We start from the raw sequence: 18,640 nt of genomic DNA on the forward strand, positions 1-18,640 counted from the left end.
ACGAAGGCAAAGATCCTACGCGAGCTGCACCGATGTGAGGGAGGCACGAACGGACGGGTTCCCTCCCCCCTTGCGGGGGAGGGATAGGGAGAGGGGTGCCACACGGCACGCTCTCTCACATGCGCGGCGCAAGCACCAGAGATCACGCATTCGCTTTACAGCCCCGCGCCCTTCTCCACAGCCGCGCCAAACGACCGGTCGACGATATCGGCGGCGCTGATCTTCTGCCGGATCAGGCCCCAGCGGTCGTAGAGGTCGATGGTCTTCTGCTCGTCGGCCACCACGCTGTCGTCGATCGGTGCGATGCGGATCCTGGCCCGCCTCAGCCAGTTCAGCGGCACCGCGGGCGGGATATTCATCAGCCTGCCCCAGGTCGCAGCGTAGCCCTCGACATTGTTCTGCGACCAGGCGCGCGCGGCGGCGAGCCGGCGCACGAAATCCTCGAGCTCAGCGCGCTTGTTCTTGATCGCATCCGGCGTCGCGACCTGGAAGCCGAGGCCCGGCGTGATGCCGTCGGCGGTGATGACACGGCGCGACTTGAACAGCACCTCTTCCTGGCTCACATAGGGCTCCCAGGTCGACCAGGCATCGACCGCGCCTTGCGTATAGGCGACCTTGGCATCCGATGGCGCGAGGAACACGATCTGCACGTCGCTGGCCTGCCACCCCCTGGATTCCAGCGCCGCCAGGATCAGCTGATGGCCGATCGAGCCGCGGCCGGTTGCGATCTTCTTGCCGCGCAGATCGTCAAAACTCTTGATGGCGGAATTCTCCGGCACCAGGACCGCGAGCCCGTCGCGCGACTGCCGCACGGCCGCGATCGCCTTGACCGGAATTTTGGCGGCGGCCGCGAACGTGAACGGCGCGTCGCCGACCAGGCCGGTGTCGATCGCGCCGGCGCCCAAGGCTTCCAGCAGTGGCGCCGCCGCGGCGAACTCCTTCCACTCGATCTTGTAGGGGACGTCCTTGAGCACGCCGGCCGCTTCCATCACGGCCTGCGAATTGCCCTTCTGGTCGCCGACGCGCAGCGTGGTCTGCGCGAAGGCGGTGTCGATGGCGGCGAGCGCAAGCGCCGCCGCAACAATGAGACGGATCATTCGGCGGCGATCCCCCGCTGCTGATCGCGCGCGGCGATCAGCTTGCGGGTCAGCGGGATCAGCTCGCGGCCATAGTCGATGGCGTCGACCAGCGGATCGAAGCCGCGGATCAGGAAGTGGCTGACGCCGAGGTCGTAATAGTCGGCAAACACCTCGGCGACCTGCTCGGGCGTGCCGACCAGCGCCGTCGTGTTGCTGTTGGCGCCGGTGAGTTTTGCAATTTCGGTCCACAGCCGCTTGTCGATCCGGGTGCCTTGATCCGCCAGCGCGAGGAGCCGCTTGGCGCCGTCGGTCGCGTGGTTGGGCCGGCGGTAGCCGGTCTGGTCCTGCAAGGCGGTGGCGCGCTCGAGGATATGCTCCGCCTTCTTCCATGCCTTCTCCTCGGTGTCGGCCAGGATCGGCCGCACCGACAGGCTGAAGCGCGGCGTCGGCCGGCCGTGCTTGGCCGCGGCCGCGCGCACCCGCGCAGTGACGTCGCGCACCTGGGCGTAGGATTCACCCCACAGCGCGAACGTGTCGGCGTGCTTGCCGGCGACCTCGACCGCAGCGTCCGAACCGCCGCCGACGAAGGTGTAGATGCCGCCCTTCTGCAACGGCTTCACCTGCGAGAAGCCGTTCTCGACGTTGTAATACTTGCCGGTGTAGTTGAACGGCTTCTCGCTGGTCCATTCCAGCCGGACCACGTCGAGGAACTCGCTGGTGCGTGCGTAGCGCTCGTCCTTGTCGTCGAGCGTATTGCCGTCCTGGCGCAGCTCGATGGCGTTGCCGCCGGTGATGACGTGCAGCGAGACGCGGCCGCCATAGAACTGATCCAGCGTCGCCAGCTGGCGCGCCAGCAGCGTCGGCGCGGTGAAGCCCGGCCGCTGTGCGATCATCACTTTCAGCTGCTTGGTGATCGTGAGCACATGCTGCGCGACCTGCAACGCATCCGGTGTCGTCGAGTGAAACGCCAGCAGCGCGCGATCGAAACCGGCGAGCTCATGGGCCTTGGCGACGGTCTCGATATAGGGCGGATCGAGCACCGGGCCTGACCGGACGATGGTCTCGGAGGCATTGTTGTTGGTGATGAAGCCGATGAACTCGACCGGCATGATTGGGAACTCCGTTGTTGTTGGCTGTTGTTTTCAGACGCCCAGCGCGAAGCGTCCGGCGGAGACACGGGTGGCATCGTCTTGCGGGGTATGGACGCGGCCGCACAGCACGTCGCGGTAATGCCGTTCCAGGGGATTGGTTCGCGACAGGCCGTGATTGCTGGTCAACGACAAGGCATCCTCCACCACTGCCGCGGCGTTATTGGTCACCGTCAGCTTGATGATGTTAGACTCGATCGCGGAAAGCGGAAAGCCAATATCGAAATCAGCGGCGAAGCTGTCGATCAGGCGGGCATTGACGGCGAGGCGCGCCTCGATACCGCCGACGACCTCCTGCATCCGCGGCAGCGTCGCGAGCGGCGCGCCGAGATTGGCGGGCACCCGCTCCTTCAGGAAGGTGACGAGCCAGTCGCGGGCGGCGCGGGCGATGCCGTCATAGATCGCGGCGACGAAGATCGCGTGCACGGTCGCCTGGGTGACGTCAGGAACCTTCCAGTCGTCCGGCCTGCGCACGTCGATCTCGTAATCCAGCGGAAACACGACGTCGTCGAAGACCACGGTGTGGCTACCGCTGGCACGCAGGCCGAGATGATCCCAAGTCTGCTCGATCCGCGTGCCCGGCAATCCGGCCGGAACCAGAAATTGTCCGACACGGACGTCCTGCTCGTCGGTCTTCGCCCAGACCGCGTACCATTTCAGGATCGGCGCGCCGGTCGAATAGACCTTGCGGCCGGTCAGCCGCCAGCCGGTCTCGGTGCGGCGCGCAATTGTAGCCGGCAGGCCGCCGCGCGCGGGCGAGCCGAGTTCGGGCTCGACACGTAACGCGTTGATCAGCGCAATGCTCTCGACAGCCTCCTTGGCGAGCTTGCGCGACAGCCGGGCGGGCCAGCGGGTGCTGCGCGCCATCACCAGATGCTGGATGTAATGCATCGACAGCACCAGCGCGGTCGATGGATCAGCCTTGCCGAGGATGCCGAGCACGCGCGTCGCCTCGCGGGCACCCGCCCCGCCGCCGCCGAGCGCTGCTGGGACGGTCAGCGCCAGCAGGCTCTCGCGCGAGAGATCGGCGAAATTCTCAAAGGGAAAGCTGGCGTCGCGATCATGTGCAGGCGCGCGCGCCGCAAACACCTCGGCGAGCCGCAAGGCGCGCGCGATGTGCTCCGGCTCGTTCGCCAGCGACAGTTCCTTGGCCGCAGATGTCACCACGTCGCCTCCAGCCCGAGCAGACCGAGGATCTGCCTGCGCAGCTCCGCGAGATAGGGATCGCCGCGATGCCGCGGGTATGGCCGCCCGACCGCGATGTCGGCCTTGATCCGCGCCGGCCGATCCGAGAGCACGATGACGCGATTGGCGAGCACCAGCGCCTCCTCGACGTCGTGGGTGACGAGCAGCGTGGTAAAGCCCTTGCGCTGCCACAGCGCCACGAGCTCGGACTGCATCGCGATCCGCGTCAGCGAATCGAGCTTGCCGAGCGGCTCGTCCAGCACGAGGATTTTGGGATCATTGACCAGCGCCCGTGCCAGCGCCACGCGCTGCGCCATGCCGCCGGAGAGCTGGTGCGGATAGGCATTGCGGAACGAGGACAGGCCGACCAGCTCGATCACGGCATCGACCCGATGCCGTTGCGTCTTCAAGATACCCTGCGCCTCCAGCCCAAGCGCCACATTGTCCCACACCGAGCGCCAGGGAAACAGCGTCGGATCCTGGAACACGACGACGCGCGATGGATGCGGGCCCGTGATGCGAGCTTCATCTTCGCGCAGCGAACCGGTGCGCGGCTTCTCCAGCCCCGCCACCAGCCGCAGCAAAGTCGACTTGCCACAGCCGGACGGACCGAGCAGCGCGACGAACTCGCCCGGCGCGATCGAAAGGTTCACATTGTCGAGCACAGGAAGGACAGCGCCGTCGATGTCGAAGGCATGGCTGACGCCTTCGATGTCGAGCTCGGCGCCGACGGCGGGATAGGTGATCGCCTCGGCTGTGGATTGCGCTACCATTTGACGACACCCTTCTGCCAAACCAGCAGGCGGTCCCGGGTGCGGAACAGCAGCGTGATCGCGCCGGAGCAGAGCAGCGACATCACGATCAGCGCTGCATACATGTTGGCATAGGCGGCCCAGCCCTGCGCCCATTGCAGGTACCAGCCGAGCCCGGCCTTGACGCCGATCATCTCGGCAACGACCAGCACCGCAAAGGACGAGCCGAGCCCCATGAACAGGCCGACGAACACATGCGGCAGCGCCGCGGGGATCGCGACCTTCAGCACCAGGAACGACGGCCTGGCGCCGAGCGTGCGCGCGACGTCGTAATAGGCGCTGCTGACGCTGGCCACGCCGGACCAGGTCAAGACAGTGACCGGGAAGCCGGTGGCGAGCGCGATCAGGAAGGTCGAGGCGCTCCAGCTCGACGGGAAGGTGAAGAACGCGATCGGCAGCCAGGCGGTGGCCGGCAGCGGACCGATGAAGCGCAGCACCGGGTGCACCCAGTAGCCGATCTTCTGCGACCAGCCGATCGAGACGCCGGTGATGAAGCCGACGGTCGCGCCGATGATATAGCCGCCGAGTTGCAGCTTGATCGAGGCGAACACGCTGTCGAGCAACTTCGGCAGATCGTCGGTGTAGACTTCAAGGATCGACTGCGGCGGCGGGAAGAACGGCAGCGGCAGCCAGGCGAATTTCGCGGTGGCGACCTCCCACAGCGTGACGAAGGCGCCGAATGCCACCAGCCACGGCGCCCGCTTGCGCAATGCCTGCCCTGCGCTACCGAGGTAGTCCGCGCTGAATGTGCCGAACAGAATGAAGGCCGCGATGACGATGGCGCCGATGCCGAGCGATCCGGTCCGCGACCAGTCGCCGACATCGGGCCAATAGAGGCACGACAGCCCGAAAGCGAGCCAGACGAGGCTCGCCGCAAGTCCGACACCATAGCTGCCGGAAAGGTCCGCGAACGTGACCGCGGGGCGCGGCGCGGCCGCGGCCGTCGCGTCAGACACTGAATACGTCGACATAGATCCGCTCCGCGAATTTGGCCGTGTCCGTGCTCTGCTTGAACACCTGCACCGATTTCAGGTCGTCGGCGTAGCCCTTGAGCTCGCGCTTCAGCACGTCGCCGGTCGGATGATGGTGATGGGTGTGGTAGCGCGCCATCGCCTCGAGATCGGCGAGGCTCGCCGCCTTCGGCGCGTAAGGCTGGAACGACTTCGCCGCCTTGTCCGGGTTCTGCGAGGTGAACATCGCGGCATCGAGCAGCGCCTGGGTGATGGCGCGCGCGACATGCGGCTCCTCGCGGACCAGACTGCCGCGCAGGCCGACGATGCAGCAGCTCTTGTCGCGGTATTCGCCGTCGAGATTGGAGGCGACCTCCTTGTACTGCGCATCCTTCAGCCAGAGATAGGCCAGAGGATCCGACGACAGGAAGGCCTGCACCTCGCCCTTCTCGACCGCAACGTTGAGAAGGTTGCCCGGATAGGCGCGCCAGTCGACATCCCTGACCGGGTCGATGCCGAGCTTGGAGAGCTGGATCGAGAAGAAGTTCTTGTCCGGACCTGCGAGATCGCCGACCGCGACGATCTTGCCCTTGAGATCGGCGAGCTTGTCGACGCCGGAATTGGCGCGGGTCAGGACCCGCATGCAGCCGCCATGGGTGCCGGCGGCGATCTTGACGTCAAAGCCCTGCTCGAGCGGCTTCAGCCAGCGCAGCGCCATGCCGAGCCCGGCGTCACTCTTTCCGGTGGCGATCGCCTCCAGCAGCTGGTCGGTGGAGCCGGAATAATTGACGAGCTCTACGTCGAGGTTCTGCTTCTGGAAGAAGCCATGGTCGATCGCGACCGGCAGCGGCGCGAGGCAGACCGCACCGGCGTTCCAGGACAGCTTCAGCTTGCGTGGCGCGCCCGTCAGAGGCGGCGCATCGGATGCGGTCTTGCAGATCGGGAATTCCGAGAAATCTATCGCCGGCGTGATCGCCCGCGGTGCGAAAGCCTGCGCGCCATAGGCGCCGAGAGGTGCGGCAAAGGCTGCGGCGGCACCGGCACGCAGCAAGGCGCGGCGATCCATCACCGTCTTCTTGTTGTTCGTCGACATCATCACTCCTGCATTTCGGCAAGGCTCCGCCCCGCGCGCAGAACGTCTCCGTCTGCACGCCCCGTCGTTCGAAGCTCATGGTTCAGAAAAAGCGGATTTCTCCGGCGCGATTGCACCCAAAGCAACGCGTAAATGATGCGGCGCGGCAGGTTCAGCGTCAATGAAATGGAATTTCGAATGTGGTCGGCGCGACAGCTGATCTCTCCACGATCGCAGCACGCGACGATGAAAGGATTTTTGCCGATATTGCGACGCAGACGCGCACCGTCGCGGCATCGATTGAACCAAATTTGAACGAATGCCGGCCGCTCGCATGATGTCTTCTACGCATGACGGCTCGGCGAGATCATCCTTGCTGCACGCAGACTGATTTCAGTTTTCCGTTTCGTTGACGGCGAACGGCTTGCTCATAGACTTGGTCGAACGCTGCCGCGATTTTCGACGAGCAGCGAATGAATCAGAAAGAAAATGCATATGCGCAAACTGACCCGCTCGGGTTCTCCCTACACACTCACCCGCCGTACCGCGGCCGCGCTGATCACGGCGGTGATCACGCTGTCGACATCCGCCGCAGCCTTCGCGGCCGACGCCATTGTGCTGCGGGTCGGCGATCAGAAGGGCGGCAACCGCTCGCTGCTGGAGATCTCCGGCCTCGCCAAGGACCTGCCCTACAAGATCGAGTGGTCGGAGTTTCCGGCCGCGGCCCCGATCCTGGAGGCGATCAATGCCGGCGCGCTCGACGTCGGCTACACCGGCGACCTGTCGTTCCTCACGGTCTATGCGGCGGGCGCACCGATCATGGCGATTGGCGGCACGCGCTCCGATGCCCGGACGCAGGCGATCCTGGTGCGCGGGGATTCGCCGATCAAGACGGCGGCCGATCTGAAGGGCAAACGCCTTGCCGGCACGCGGGGCGGCTGGGGCCAATTCCTGATCAATGCGACGCTGGAGAAGGCCGGCAGCACGATCGAGGACGCGACCTTCGCCCCGCTCGGCCCGGTCGATGCCAAGATCGCGCTGCTCGCCGGCTCGATCGACGGCTGGGCGGTGTGGGAGCCCTATATCTCCTATGCCAAGCTCAAGGACAATGCGCGAATCGTCGCCGACGGCGAGGGCCTGACGCCGACCATCACCTTCATCGTCGCCTCCGACAACGCGATCGCGACCAAGCGCGCCGCGGTGCAGGACCTGGTGCAGCGGCTCAACAAGGCCCGGCTGTGGTCGCTCGACCATCTTGCGGAATACGCCAAGAGCACGGCCGAGCTCACCAAGCTGCCGGAGGACGTGCTGCTCGCGGCCTACACCGCGCAGAAGACCTCGCCGATCGCGATCGACGAGGCCGTGGTGAAGGAGGTGCAGGCCGCCTCCGACCGCGCGACGCGCTACGGCATCCTCGGCAAGACGCTGGATGTCGGCAAGGCCGTCGACCGCAGTTTTACGGCAAGCGCGAGCTTGAACTAGCGGACCCACCCCGCCCTCCCCTTTTAGGGCGGAGGGCGTCAGGCGGCAGTGCTCGCCTCACCTGGCATTCGACCGCGCACCCTAATGGAGACATCCGATGTCCGGCCCGCTCCATCTCGCATTAATCGTCACGGCACACCTGCTCTGCATGACCTTGTTGGTCGCGCTGTCGGTTTGATAGCGTCTCTCCGGGACCTTGATCCATCGGAGAGAACAACAATGAACCTATCGATGAAAGACCGCATCGCGGTGGTCACCGGCGGCAGCAAGGGCATCGGGATCGCGGTGGCGCGGCGGTTTGCGGAATCCGGCGCCAAGGTCGCGATCCTGGCCCGCGGCGCGGCCGACCTCGCAGCGGCGCGCGAGGCGCTGGCCAAGGACGGCCTCGCGGTGCGGGATTACGTCTGCGACGTCGCGAAGGCCGCCGACATCGCCAAGGCCCATGACAAGATCGTCGCCGATCTCGGCGGGATCGACGTGCTGGTCAACAACGCCGGCACGGCGCGCACGCTGGCTTTCGAAAGCATCAGCGACGAGGCCTGGCAGGAAGATCTCGACCTCAAACTGTTCGCCGCGATCCGCTTCAGCCGGCTGGTCTGGCCGGGGATGAAGCAGCGCAAATGGGGCCGCATCATCAACGTGCTCAACACCTTTGCGAAGGCACCGGCCGGCAATTCGGCGCCGACCTCGGTGTCGCGCGCGGCCGGCATGGCGCTGACCAAGGTGATGGCCAATGAAGGCGGCGAGCACAACATCCTGGTGAATGCGCTCTTGGTCGGCCTGATCATGAGCGATCAATGTGTCAAGCGGCATGCTGCCCAGGCGCCGAACGCGGATTTCGAGGAATTCGCCAAGGGCCTTGCCAAGGGCACGCCGCTCGGCCGCATCGGCACGGCGGAGGAATTCGCCAACCTCGCCTGCTTCCTGGCCTCGGAGCAAGGCTCCTACATCACCGGCACCGCCATCAATGTCGATGGTGGCCGATCGCCGGTGGTCTAGCACTCCGGCGATCCAGAACTCCGGCCCTGGTGCAACCAGGACCGGAGTTCCGGATGCTTGCTTCGGCGCGTTTCCACATGCGAGCCGGTGTCCATTTCGCTCGAACACTCTCGCGGGCAGGCAACCTACTGCGGCTGGCTAACGGCCCAAAAGCAAAAGGCCTCCGTCACCGGAGGCCTTTCATCTTAAACCGCGTCCTTGGCGGCCTTGACCGGCCGTGCGCGGACGATCTTGCGGGCCGGCTTGGCCTTGAACATCATCTCTTCGCCGGTGAATGGGTTGGTGCCCTTGCGCGCCTTGGTCGCAGGCTTCTTGACCACAACGAACTTCGCGAAGCCGGGGACGAGGAACACCCCGTTCTTCTTCAGCTCCTTGTGGCCGACATCGACGAGCGAGTCCAAAACGTTCTTGACGTCGCGCTTGGAGAGTTCGGTGGTGGTCGCGATCTTCTCGATCACTTGCGACTTCGACAGTTGGGTAGCCATGGTTGCTCCATTGATTCTGGAGTGGGCACGATATGGCGGAAAACGCCGAGAAAAACAGTGTTTTCTGCACTCCCCACAGCAATATCGCTGTGGACAGCCGCCGAATCAGGGATTTTTCCAGTGTTTTTTCCGGTCAAGGCACTTCCGACCCCTAAAATTACAGGGTTTGCGCGGCTTCGGGGCTCCCGAAACGGCCCCATCGAGAGAATCACTTGCCGCTTTTGCGCCGCCGGCGCGCGACAATATGGCGCTCAATCCGGGTTGCGAAGCGCTGCGGCGCGCCACTTCAGGTTTCGGAAACGATCCTCCAAAAGGCCGAGGCATTAGAAAATGACTTGGGTTCCCTTTCCAAGGTAACATCGGCGAAGGGGCGCCACGCCGATCGGCTGGCGCCCGATGCAAGCCTTTATGTCAGTGCTGGAGACCCGCGTATGGATTTGAGCCGCCTCGAGATCAACCGCCGCACGGCCCTTCTGACCTCGGCCGCGATTGCAGCCAATGTCATCAATCCGATGCGGGCCTTCGCGCAGGAGACCCCGCGCAAGGGCGGCGTGTTCAACGTCCATTACGGCGCCGAGCAGCGCCAGCTCAACCCCAGCATCCAGGCCTCGACCGGCGTCTATATCATCGGCGGCAAGATCCAGGAGAACCTGGTCGACCTCGATGCCAACGGCCAGCCGGTCGGCGTGCTCGCCGAGAGCTGGGAGGCGACGCCGGACGGCAAGACCGTCACCTTCAAGCTGCGCAAGGGCATCACCTGGCACGACGGCAAGCCGTTCACATCGGAGGACGTCGCCTTCACCGCGATGAACATGTGGAAGAAGATTCTCAACTACGGATCGACGCTGCAGCTGTTCCTGACAGCGGTCGATACGCCCGATCCGCAGACCGCGATCTTCCGCTATGAGCGGCCGATGCCGCTCAACCTGTTGCTCCGCGCCCTGCCCGACCTCGGCTATGTCTCCGCCAAGCACCTCTATGAGAGCGGCGACATCAGGCAGAACCCGACCAATCTGGCGCCGGTCGGCACCGGCCCGTTCAAGTTCGTCAAATATGAGCGCGGGCAATACATCATCGCCGACCGCAACCCGGATTACTGGCGGCCGAACGCGCCCTATCTCGACCGCATCGTCTGGAAGGTGATCACCGACCGCGCCGCCGCGGCCGCGCAGATGGAGGCGGGCGAGCTGCACTACAGCCCGTTCTCGGGCCTGACGATCTCGGACATGGCGCGGCTCGGCAAGGACAAGCGCTTCATCGTCTCGACCAAGGGCAATGAGGGCAACGCCCGCACCAACACCATCGAGTTCAACTTCCGCCGCAAGGAACTGTCCGACATCCGCGTCCGCCGCGCCATCGCGCATGCGATCAACGTGCCGTTCTTCATCGACAACTTTTTGGGCGATTTCGCCAAGCTCGGCACCGGCCCGATCCCCTCGACCTCGACCGACTTCTATCCCGGCCCGAACACCCCGCAATACCCTTACGACAAGGCCAAGGCGATCGCGCTGCTCGACGAGGCCGGCTTCAAGGCCTCCGGCGGCAACCGCTTCGCGCTGAAGCTCTTGCCGGCGCCGTGGGGCGAGGACATCTCGCTGTGGTCGACCTTCATCCAGCAGTCGCTGGGCGAAGTCGGCATCCAGGTCGACATCGTGCGCAACGATGGCGGCGGCTTCCTGAAGCAGGTCTATGACGACCACGCCTTCGACCTCGCCACCGGCTGGCACCAGTATCGCAACGACCCGGCGGTCTCGACCACGGTGTGGTACCGCTCGGGGCAGCCCAAGGGCGCGCCGTGGACCAACCAGTGGGGCTGGGAGGACAAGACCGTCGATGCCACCATCGACAATGCCGCCACCGAAGTCGATCCGGCCAAGCGCAAGGCGCTCTATGCCGATTTCGTCAAGGAGGTGAACACCGAGCTGCCGGTGTGGATGCCGATCGAGCAGATCTTCGTCACCGTGATCACGGCCAAGGCGCGCAACCACTCCAACACGCCGCGCTGGGGCTCGGCGAGCTGGCACGATCTTTGGCTTTCGGCGTGAGTTGGTCGCAATTTCACTCTTAATAGTGCGTGGATCCATCCACACCGTCATTGCGAGGAGCGAAGGCGACGAAGCAATCCATCCTTCCGCGCGCGCTGCGCGATGGATTGCTTCGCTTCGCTCGCAATGACAGAGTAAAAGTCATGCGTATCCTGAGCCTTGCGGGGCGGCGGCTTGCCGCCTCGATTCCGACCTTGTTCCTGATCCTGATCGGCGTGTTCCTGCTGTTGCAGCTCGCGCCGGGCGACACCGTCGATGCGCTGATGGCGCAGATGGGCGGCGGCGACGCCGCGACCGCCGAGGCGCTGCGCAAGTTCTACGGCCTCGACCTCTCGGTTCCGGCGCAGCTCGGCAACTATCTGTGGCACCTGGTGCGGCTCGATCTCGGCTTCTCCTCGATCTACGGCAAGCCGGTGGCGACCGTGATCCTGGAACGGCTGCCGCCGACCATCCTGCTGATGACGGCGTCATTGTCGTTCGCGTTCTTCTTCGGCCTCGTGTTCGGCGTGATCGCCTCGCGTGGCGTCAACCGCTGGCCGGACACGCTGATCTCCACCCTTGGTTTGATCTTCTACGCCACCCCCTCGTTCTGGTTCGGGCTGATGGCGATCGTGGTGTTCTCGGTCTATCTGCAATGGCTGCCGCCGGGCGGTTTTGAGGACATCGGCACCGTGCAGACCGGGATCTGGCGCGTGCTCGATATCGCCGCGCACCTGGTGCTGCCGACGCTGACGCTCGGGCTGATCTTCCTTGCGATCTATCTGCGCATTATGCGCGCTTCGATGCTCGAGGTCTTGAACCTCGATTTCGTCCGCACCGCCCGCGCCAAGGGGCTCGACGAGACCCATGTCATCACCCGCCATGTGCTGCGCAACGCGCTGCTGCCGATGGTGACGCTCATTGGGCTGCAGGCCGGCACCATGCTCGGCGGCTCGGTCGTGGTCGAGAGCGTGTTCTCGCTGCCCGGGCTCGGCCGCCTTGCCTATGAGTCTGTGGTGCAGCGCGACCTCAACACCCTGCTCGGTATCGTGTTCGTATCGGCGCTGCTGGTCATATCGGTGAACTTCGTCGTCGACCTGCTCTACGCGCGGCTCGATCCGCGCATCGCGGCGGAGGGCTGACGATGGACGCGGTGAAACGCTATTTCCGCAGCCCGGCCGCGGTGATCGGCCTGATCCTGCTGCTGCTCGTGATCGCGATGGCGATCAGTGCCGGCTTGCTCTATCCGCGCGATCCGCTCGCGCTGGCGGGCCGGCCGCTGATCTGGCCGTTCTCCAATCCGCGCTTCCTGCTCGGGACTGATAATTCCGGCCGCGACATCGCCGCCCAGATCTTCTACGGCGCGCGGATTTCGCTCCTGATCGGTGGCGTCGCCACTGTGATCGCGATCCTGATCGGCATCCTGGTCGGTGCCTTCGCCGGCTATTACGGCGGCTGGGTCGACAATGTCCTGATGCGGATCACCGAGGCGTTCCAGACGCTGCCGAACTTCGTACTGCTGCTGGTCTTGGTCGCGGTGTTCGGCTCGACCCTGACCACGGTGACCATTGCGGTCGGCGTGGTGTCGTGGCCGGCCCCGGCGCGGCTGACCCGCGCCGAATTCCTGTCGCTGCGCAACCGCGAATTCGTGCAGGCCGGCAAGACGCTCGGCATGAAGGATGTCCAGCTCATCCTCGGCGAGATCCTGCCCAACGCGCTGCCGCCGGTGATTGTCTATGCCAGCGTGGTGATGGCGGTCGCGATCCTCTTGGAAAGCGCGCTCGCCTTCCTGCGGCTGTCCGATCCGAACGTCGCCTCCTGGGGCAATCTGATCGGGCTCGGCCGCGATGTGCTGCGGGTGCAGTGGTACGTCTCGGCGATCCCCGGCATCGCAATCCTCGTCACCGTGCTGGCGGTGTCGCTGGTCGGCCAGGGCCTCAACGATGCGCTCAATCCGAGGCTGAAGAGCCGATGAGCGAAACGGTCCTTTCGCTCGACGGTCTGACCGTGCGCCTGCCCAAGGGCGCCGACCGGCCGCATGCGCTGTCCGACGTTTCGCTGTCCGTCGCGTCGAACGAAATCCTCTGTGTGGTCGGCGAATCCGGCTCGGGCAAGTCGATGATGGCGAACGCCATCATGCGGCTGCTGCCGAACGAGGTGACGATCGAACGCGGCCGGATGATGTTCGATGGCCGCGACCTCTGCGCGGCCGACCCGGCCGAGATGCGCGACGTGCGCGGCGCCGGGATTGCGATGATCTTCCAGGAGCCGATGACGGCGCTCAATCCGCTGCGCACCATCGGCGACCAGATCGGCGAGATGTTCGCGATCCACACCGGCCTGTCGAAGTCCGAGATCAACACGCGGGTGCTGGCACTGCTCGAGGACGTCCGCATCCCCGATCCCAAGGCTGCAGCAAAGGCCTATCCGCATGAGCTCTCCGGCGGCCAGCGCCAGCGCGCCATGATCGCGATGGCGCTCGCGCTCGACCCGAAGCTCCTGATCGCGGACGAGCCGACCACCGCGCTCGACGTCACGACGCAGGCGCAGATCCTGAAGCTGATCCGCGATTTGCAGCAGCGCAAGAAGACCGCGGTGCTGTTCATCACCCATGATTTCGGCGTGGTCGCCGAGATCGCCGACCGCGTCGTGGTGATGCAGCATGGCGCGATCGTCGAGCAAGGCATCGCCGACAAGGTGCTGAACGAGCCGCAGCACGCCTACACCAGGCAGCTGATCGCAGCCGTGCCGCCGCTGACCGCGCCGCCGCCGCGCATCCTGTCCGGCAAGGACATCCTGACCATCGACGGGGTCTCCAAGACCTACCGTACCGGCGGCTTCCTCGGCCGCGGCGCGCGGATCACCGAGGCTGTCAGGAACGTCTCGCTGTGCCTGCCGCGCGGCGCGACGCTCGGCATCGTCGGCGAATCCGGTTCGGGTAAATCGACGCTGGCGCGCTGCATCGTGCGGCTGATCGATCCCGACACCGGCTCGATCGGGCTCGACGGCAAGGACTGGGCGAAACTCGGCCGCGACGAGATCAGGCGCGAGACCCGCCATATCCAGATGGTGTTCCAGGATCCGTTCGCCTCGCTCAATCCGCGCCGCAAGGCGGCCGAGCTGGTGGCGCAGGGACCGATCGTGCATGGCACCGACCGCGCCACCGCGATCGCCGAAGCGCGAAAGCTGTTCGAGCTGGTCGGGCTCGACCCGTCCGCCGGCGACCGCTACCCGCACGAATTCTCCGGCGGCCAGCGCCAGCGCATCGGGCTGGCGCGGGCGCTGGCGCTGAAGCCGGACGTGCTGGTCGCCGACGAGCCGGTCTCGGCGCTCGACGTCTCGGTGCAGGCGCAGGTGCTGAAGTTGCTCGCGGGGCTGCGCCAGCAGCTTGGCCTCTCCATCATCTTCATCACCCACGATCTGCGGGTCGCCGCGCAGATCTGCGATCTCGTCGCCGTGATGAAGGACGGCGCCGTGGTCGAGCAAGGGCTGACCGCCGAGGTGTTCGGCAAGCCGCAGCATCCCTACACGCAGGCGCTGCTGTCGGCGATTCCCGGCGGCAAGTTCGCGCGCGAGCACTCCACAGCCGCCGAGTAGCCGGCCACGCGCGGGCCCGGCAGCGGGTCGTGCCACGGTCCGCTTCCCGGGTCCCGTGCTAGGACGCGCGGGTGAGAAAAATCGGCAATCCCCGCTTGTTGCCATAGCTGGGCCGGTAGCGCGTCGTGTTGTATGTGCTGGCGACGTCCAGTTTGCGCGGCCCAAGCCTGGCGTCGGGGATGGGCACGAGGTCGTAGCGGCCATCGACCAGCGCCGACATGAGGCCGGACTTGCCTTCCAGGATGGCATCGCAGGCCATGTTGCCGAACGTCAGAGCGACAAGCTTGTCGATGAAGTCGGGGTCACCCGATCGCAGATCGTAGGTGAGATCGGAAACGATGGTCTCCTCGCCCGCGCGACGCTTGATTTCGTCGGCAAGCGCTTCCGCCACGCTGGCCTTCTTGCGGTGACCGTAGGCGTCAGGCTCGCCGTATTCCTGCACCTTGTAACCTTCCCACTCGGCACCCTCGCTGAGGACGATCAGCGCATAATTGCTCGGGTTGCCGCGCTTGTCCTCAATCAGCAACTGGATCAGTCTATCGAGATTGACCTTGAATTCGGGTATGGCGCATCGGATCGAGGTCGCGTACGCGGTGTAGAGCGCGGTAAATCCGGCATCACGGCCGAAGATCCGGAAAATGCCGATCCGTTCGTGCGAACCGACCGTGGTGCGCTGTCGCTGGATGGCATCGCTGGCGCGGGTGATCGCGGTCGAAAATCCGATGCAGTACTCGGTGTTGCGGACGTCGTTGTCCATCGTCTTCGGAATCGCGATGATCTTGACGCCGAGTCCGTTCAGCCTGTCCGCATAGCTCAGCGTATCGTCGCCGCCGATCGCGATCAGGTGCTCGATGCCGAGCCCCGAGAGGTTCTCCAGCACCTGCTTGGTGAGGTCCCATGTCCCGGTTGCGGTACCGTCCTTGCTACTTGCCGAGAATGGCAGGTCCTGGCCCGCGAGATGATCGGGCAATTTCTTCATTTTGGAGGGATTGGTGCGGCTCGAGTGCAGCACGGTGCCGCCGCGCCGGTCGATGACGCGCGTATTTTCGCGGTTCAACGGGATGATGTAATGGGACTTGCTCGCCGGGTCGTCGAGGTTCAGGTGGGTGAGAGCTTCCCAACCTCGGCGCAGACCGACAACCTCGATGTCGTCCTCGCTACCGCGGTAAGTCACGCTCTTGATCACCGCGTTGAGGCCGGGGACGTCACCGCCGCCCGTGAGAATACCAATGCGCTTCCTCGCCATGCCCACCTCCCAGGACTCGGTATGTGGCAATAACGCCTGCGTCGCGTCGGGGTTTCCACAACGCTATCCGCCAACGGCGGAATCCTCGTGATCGCGGCGCTCCACCGGACCAGTTTGGGCTCCGATTCTTCGAAGCGCAACGCTGGTCCGCGCTCACCTTGACCGGCGCGAGGCGAGGAAATACTCGGCCCAGCGCAGCAACTCGAAGCGATCGCCCTTGACCAGCTCCTGGGCATCGCGCTGCCGGTACAGCACCAGCATCCAGGGCGCGAGCTTGCGCAACAAGCCGTGCGCCACATACTGCACCGGCTCGGTGAACGGCAGCGCCAGTTCGCTCTCCGGCACGCCCTGGACAGCCTTCGCCAATTCGCGGCCGAGCGGGATGGTCAGCGCGACCGCGCGGCCGTTGCAGCCGGTCCAGCCATAGGCATTCGGTCCAAGCTTATGCATGCGAGGCAGGAAATCCGCGGTCATCCCGACATAGCCGTTCCAGACATAGTCGAAGGAGACCTCGCCGATCTGCGGCCACAGGCGCTGCAACCGCTCGGTCACCCGCGCCTTCAGCCGCCCGGTCTTGTCGCCCGGGCCGAGCACGGCGCCGCCGGTGACGAGGCGATTGCGCGCGTCGTAGCGCGCAAAATACAGCTCGCCATGGGTATCCGACATCGCCTGCCGGCCGGGGATGATGGTCTTGCGGACATTGTCCGACAGCGGCTGCGTCGCCATCTGCCACGACAGCACCGGCATTACCTCGGTCGCGATCTCGGGCACCAGCGATTTCACGAACTCGCCGCTATAGGCATTGGTGGCGACCACCAGCGCGCGGCCGGAAATCTCACCCTTCTCGGTCTTCACCACCCAGCGATCGCCGCGGCGCTCGAAGCTCGTCGCGGGCGAACGGGCGTAGATTCGTCCACCGAGGCCGAGCACGGTGCGCGCAAGGCCGCGCGCCAGCGCCAGCGGATTGACGTGGCCGCCGGTCCTGTTCCAGAAGCCGCCGTACCAGGCGTCAGAGCCGAGCATGTCGCTGGTCTGCTCGCGCGACAGCAATTCGACCGGCGCGCCGAACTTGGACCATTGCTGCACCCGCCGCTCGGCGATCTTGATCCGGCCCGGCGAATGCACCGGCTGCACCCAGCCGGCCTGCTCCTGCTCGGCATCGATGTTGTAGCGCTTGACGACGTCGAACAGCATGGCCGCGCTATCGCGCAGGATCGCGACGAAGCGCTCGCCGGCCGCGCCGTGCCGCTTGATGATGTCATCCGGATCGGGGCGCGACAGCGTCGGGATCACCTGGCCGTTGTTGCGGCCCGAGGCGCCCCAGCCCGGCTCTGCGGCCTCGACGATCGCGACGTCGACATTGGCCTCGCGCAGGTGCAGCGCAGTCGACAGCCCCGTGAAGCCGCCGCCGATGATGACGACATCGGCCTGCTGCGCGCCGGTCAGTTCGGGGCAATCGGGGCCCGACGGCGTCATTGCTGCCCAGAGCGAGTTGGGCCAGCGCACGGCATTGCTGCTCATCATGATCCTTTCTTGCGGGTGCCCGGTCATTCTGGTTAGCTTTACTCTACTCTCTTATTCCAGCCGGGAAGACAACACGTGGCACTCAAGAACGTCATCGGAATCGATCACGCCGTGGTCATGGTCAAGGACCTCGACAAGGCCGCCGAGAATTACAAGCGGCTCGGCTTCACCGTGTCGCCGCGCGGCACCCACAGCGCGCATATGGGATCGGGCAACTACACCATCATGTTCGACCCCGACTACATGGAATTGCTCGGCGTGCTGACGCCGACCGAACACAATGCGCCGGCGCGCGCCTTCCTCGAGAAGCGCGGCGAAGGCATCGAACGCATCGCGTTCACCGCGGTGGATTCCGCCGCCGGTGCCGAGGAGATCCGCGCGCGCGGCTATGCGCCGATCGGGCCGACCGATTTCGAACGCCCGGTGACCTTGCCCAATGGCACCGTCTCCGCGGCGAAATTCCGCACCTTCCAGTGGCCGACCAATGAGGCGCCCGGCGGCGTCCGTATCTTCGCCTGTCAGCACAAGACCCGCGAGACGGTGTGGATTCCCGACTTGATGACGCACGCCAATGGGGCAAAACGCCTCAAGCAGGTGCTGATCGTCTCGCCCGATCCCGCGACCGATGCCGCGCATCTCTCCAAGATGATCGATGTCGCCGTGAGGAACGATCCCGACGGTGCCGTTGCAGTGCCGTCCGGCGGCGATCGCGCCGACTTCGTGTTCCTGACCACCGACCAGCTCGGCAAGCGTTATCCCGGCGTGTCGCTGGCTGGCCTGTCCGACCGCGGCGGCGCCGGCCTCGTGATCGCCGCCGACCTTGCCGCGACCGAGAAAGCGCTCGGCGCGACCGGCGTGAACAGCGGTGGCGGCATCACCGTGCCGCCAGCTGCCGCGAACGGCACCCTGCTCGCCTTCGTGAAGGCATAGCGGCCCAAGCTTGCGCGGCGCGGCATCATGCGGCGCCGCCACTCGAGCATCGATGCGAACCTTGATCGCATCGATGCTGTACCTGCATCGGTCGATGCACGATCCGT

The 18,640-nt window shown here is 65.4% G+C and carries 16 protein-coding genes; 7 read left to right on the forward strand and 9 right to left on the reverse strand.

Annotation, left to right across the window (positions count from 1 at the left end; genetic code table 11):
- Positions 1-155: 155 nt before the first annotated feature.
- The 6 genes from FBZ93_RS07100 to FBZ93_RS07125 are packed head-to-tail and all read right to left on the reverse strand — an operon-like array spanning position 156 to position 6,270.
- Positions 156-1,097, reverse strand: a complete 942-nt coding sequence (locus FBZ93_RS07100; protein ID WP_146985217.1) for an ABC transporter substrate-binding protein — start codon at positions 1,095-1,097, stop codon at positions 156-158.
- Positions 1,094-2,188 (reverse strand): LLM class flavin-dependent oxidoreductase, encoded by a 1,095-nt coding sequence (locus FBZ93_RS07105; protein WP_146985218.1) that lies wholly within the window; start codon positions 2,186-2,188, stop codon positions 1,094-1,096. Before FBZ93_RS07105 ends, FBZ93_RS07100 begins: the two co-directional genes overlap by 4 nt.
- 33 nt (positions 2,189-2,221) lie before the next feature.
- A complete protein-coding gene (locus tag FBZ93_RS07110; protein WP_146985219.1) occupies positions 2,222-3,394 on the reverse strand; it encodes an acyl-CoA dehydrogenase family protein in 1,173 nt (390 codons plus the stop codon).
- On the reverse strand, positions 3,388-4,185 hold the full coding sequence (locus FBZ93_RS07115; protein WP_146985220.1) for an ABC transporter ATP-binding protein: 798 nt from the start codon (positions 4,183-4,185) through the stop codon (positions 3,388-3,390). The genes FBZ93_RS07110 and FBZ93_RS07115 overlap by 7 nt, the downstream gene beginning before the upstream one ends.
- Positions 4,179-5,195, reverse strand: coding sequence for an ABC transporter permease (locus tag FBZ93_RS07120; RefSeq protein WP_146985221.1), 1,017 nt, complete (start codon positions 5,193-5,195; stop codon positions 4,179-4,181). Before FBZ93_RS07120 ends, FBZ93_RS07115 begins: the two co-directional genes overlap by 7 nt.
- Positions 5,173-6,270, reverse strand: coding sequence for an ABC transporter substrate-binding protein (locus tag FBZ93_RS07125; protein WP_433995385.1), 1,098 nt, complete (start codon positions 6,268-6,270; stop codon positions 5,173-5,175). The genes FBZ93_RS07120 and FBZ93_RS07125 overlap by 23 nt, the downstream gene beginning before the upstream one ends.
- A 471-nt stretch (positions 6,271-6,741) precedes the next feature.
- On the opposite strand from FBZ93_RS07125, the gene FBZ93_RS07130 reads away from it, so the two are divergent.
- Together FBZ93_RS07130 and FBZ93_RS07135 are read left to right on the forward strand one after the other, a co-directional pair.
- A complete protein-coding gene (locus tag FBZ93_RS07130; RefSeq protein WP_146985223.1) occupies positions 6,742-7,728 on the forward strand; it encodes an ABC transporter substrate-binding protein in 987 nt (328 codons plus the stop codon).
- Between the two features lie 219 nt (positions 7,729-7,947).
- Complete coding sequence (locus FBZ93_RS07135; RefSeq protein ID WP_146985224.1) at positions 7,948-8,727, forward strand: SDR family oxidoreductase; 780 nt, start codon at positions 7,948-7,950, stop codon at positions 8,725-8,727.
- Between the two features lie 185 nt (positions 8,728-8,912).
- Here the strand turns inward: FBZ93_RS07135 and FBZ93_RS07140 are convergent, their stop codons facing one another.
- Complete coding sequence (locus FBZ93_RS07140) at positions 8,913-9,212, reverse strand: HU family DNA-binding protein (RefSeq protein ID WP_016843119.1); 300 nt, start codon at positions 9,210-9,212, stop codon at positions 8,913-8,915.
- A 431-nt stretch (positions 9,213-9,643) separates the two neighbouring features.
- Here FBZ93_RS07140 and FBZ93_RS07145 point away from each other — a divergent pair, with 431 nt between their 5' ends.
- The 4 genes from FBZ93_RS07145 (at position 9,644) to FBZ93_RS07160 (ending at position 14,833) form a co-directional block, all read left to right on the forward strand.
- Positions 9,644-11,257, forward strand: a complete 1,614-nt coding sequence (locus FBZ93_RS07145) for an ABC transporter substrate-binding protein (RefSeq protein WP_146985225.1) — start codon at positions 9,644-9,646, stop codon at positions 11,255-11,257.
- 143 nt (positions 11,258-11,400) lie between these two features.
- Positions 11,401-12,378, forward strand: coding sequence for an ABC transporter permease (locus FBZ93_RS07150; RefSeq protein WP_021077436.1), 978 nt, complete (start codon positions 11,401-11,403; stop codon positions 12,376-12,378).
- 2 nt (positions 12,379-12,380) lie between these two features.
- On the forward strand, positions 12,381-13,211 hold the full coding sequence (locus FBZ93_RS07155; protein WP_016843116.1) for an ABC transporter permease: 831 nt from the start codon (positions 12,381-12,383) through the stop codon (positions 13,209-13,211).
- On the forward strand, positions 13,208-14,833 hold the full coding sequence (locus FBZ93_RS07160) for an ABC transporter ATP-binding protein (protein WP_146985226.1): 1,626 nt from the start codon (positions 13,208-13,210) through the stop codon (positions 14,831-14,833). Before FBZ93_RS07155 ends, FBZ93_RS07160 begins: the two co-directional genes overlap by 4 nt.
- A gap of 58 nt (positions 14,834-14,891) precedes the next feature.
- On the opposite strand, the gene FBZ93_RS07165 is transcribed toward FBZ93_RS07160, so the two are convergent.
- Positions 14,892-16,079, reverse strand: a complete 1,188-nt coding sequence (locus FBZ93_RS07165) for a 6-phosphofructokinase (RefSeq protein WP_146985227.1) — start codon at positions 16,077-16,079, stop codon at positions 14,892-14,894.
- A gap of 153 nt (positions 16,080-16,232) precedes the next feature.
- Positions 16,233-17,600: an NAD(P)/FAD-dependent oxidoreductase gene (locus FBZ93_RS07170; protein WP_146985228.1), complete on the reverse strand. Its 1,368-nt coding sequence runs from the start codon at positions 17,598-17,600 to the stop codon at positions 16,233-16,235.
- Between the two features lie 78 nt (positions 17,601-17,678).
- Between FBZ93_RS07170 and FBZ93_RS07175 the strand changes: the two genes are divergently transcribed.
- Complete coding sequence (locus tag FBZ93_RS07175; RefSeq protein WP_146985229.1) at positions 17,679-18,533, forward strand: VOC family protein; 855 nt, start codon at positions 17,679-17,681, stop codon at positions 18,531-18,533.
- Positions 18,534-18,640: the final 107 nt, after the last annotated feature.

The sequence above is a fragment of the Bradyrhizobium macuxiense genome, from assembly GCF_007993935.1.
GTDB classification, from domain to species: Bacteria; Pseudomonadota; Alphaproteobacteria; order Rhizobiales; family Xanthobacteraceae; genus Bradyrhizobium; species Bradyrhizobium macuxiense_A.

Excerpts from the sequence above, each read along its gene's own strand:
- FBZ93_RS07100 (WP_146985217.1), bottom strand. The coding sequence starts at position 1,097 with ATGATCCGTCTCATTGTTGCGGCGGCGCTTGCGCTCGCCGCCATCGAC.
- FBZ93_RS07105 (WP_146985218.1), bottom strand. The coding sequence starts at position 2,188 with ATGCCGGTCGAGTTCATCGGCTTCATCACCAACAACAATGCCTCCGAG.
- FBZ93_RS07115 (WP_146985220.1), bottom strand. The coding sequence starts at position 4,185 with ATGGTAGCGCAATCCACAGCCGAGGCGATCACCTATCCCGCCGTCGGC.
- FBZ93_RS07120 (WP_146985221.1), bottom strand. The coding sequence starts at position 5,195 with ATGTCGACGTATTCAGTGTCTGACGCGACGGCCGCGGCCGCGCCGCGC.
- FBZ93_RS07125 (WP_433995385.1), bottom strand. The coding sequence starts at position 6,270 with ATGATGTCGACGAACAACAAGAAGACGGTGATGGATCGCCGCGCCTTG.
- FBZ93_RS07130 (WP_146985223.1), top strand. The coding sequence starts at position 6,742 with ATGCGCAAACTGACCCGCTCGGGTTCTCCCTACACACTCACCCGCCGT.
- FBZ93_RS07135 (WP_146985224.1), top strand. The coding sequence starts at position 7,948 with ATGAACCTATCGATGAAAGACCGCATCGCGGTGGTCACCGGCGGCAGC.
- FBZ93_RS07140 (WP_016843119.1), bottom strand. The coding sequence starts at position 9,212 with ATGGCTACCCAACTGTCGAAGTCGCAAGTGATCGAGAAGATCGCGACC.
- FBZ93_RS07145 (WP_146985225.1), top strand. The coding sequence starts at position 9,644 with ATGGATTTGAGCCGCCTCGAGATCAACCGCCGCACGGCCCTTCTGACC.
- FBZ93_RS07150 (WP_021077436.1), top strand. The coding sequence starts at position 11,401 with ATGCGTATCCTGAGCCTTGCGGGGCGGCGGCTTGCCGCCTCGATTCCG.
- FBZ93_RS07155 (WP_016843116.1), top strand. The coding sequence starts at position 12,381 with ATGGACGCGGTGAAACGCTATTTCCGCAGCCCGGCCGCGGTGATCGGC.
- FBZ93_RS07160 (WP_146985226.1), top strand. The coding sequence starts at position 13,208 with ATGAGCGAAACGGTCCTTTCGCTCGACGGTCTGACCGTGCGCCTGCCC.
- FBZ93_RS07165 (WP_146985227.1), bottom strand. The coding sequence starts at position 16,079 with ATGGCGAGGAAGCGCATTGGTATTCTCACGGGCGGCGGTGACGTCCCC.
- FBZ93_RS07170 (WP_146985228.1), bottom strand. The coding sequence starts at position 17,600 with ATGAGCAGCAATGCCGTGCGCTGGCCCAACTCGCTCTGGGCAGCAATG.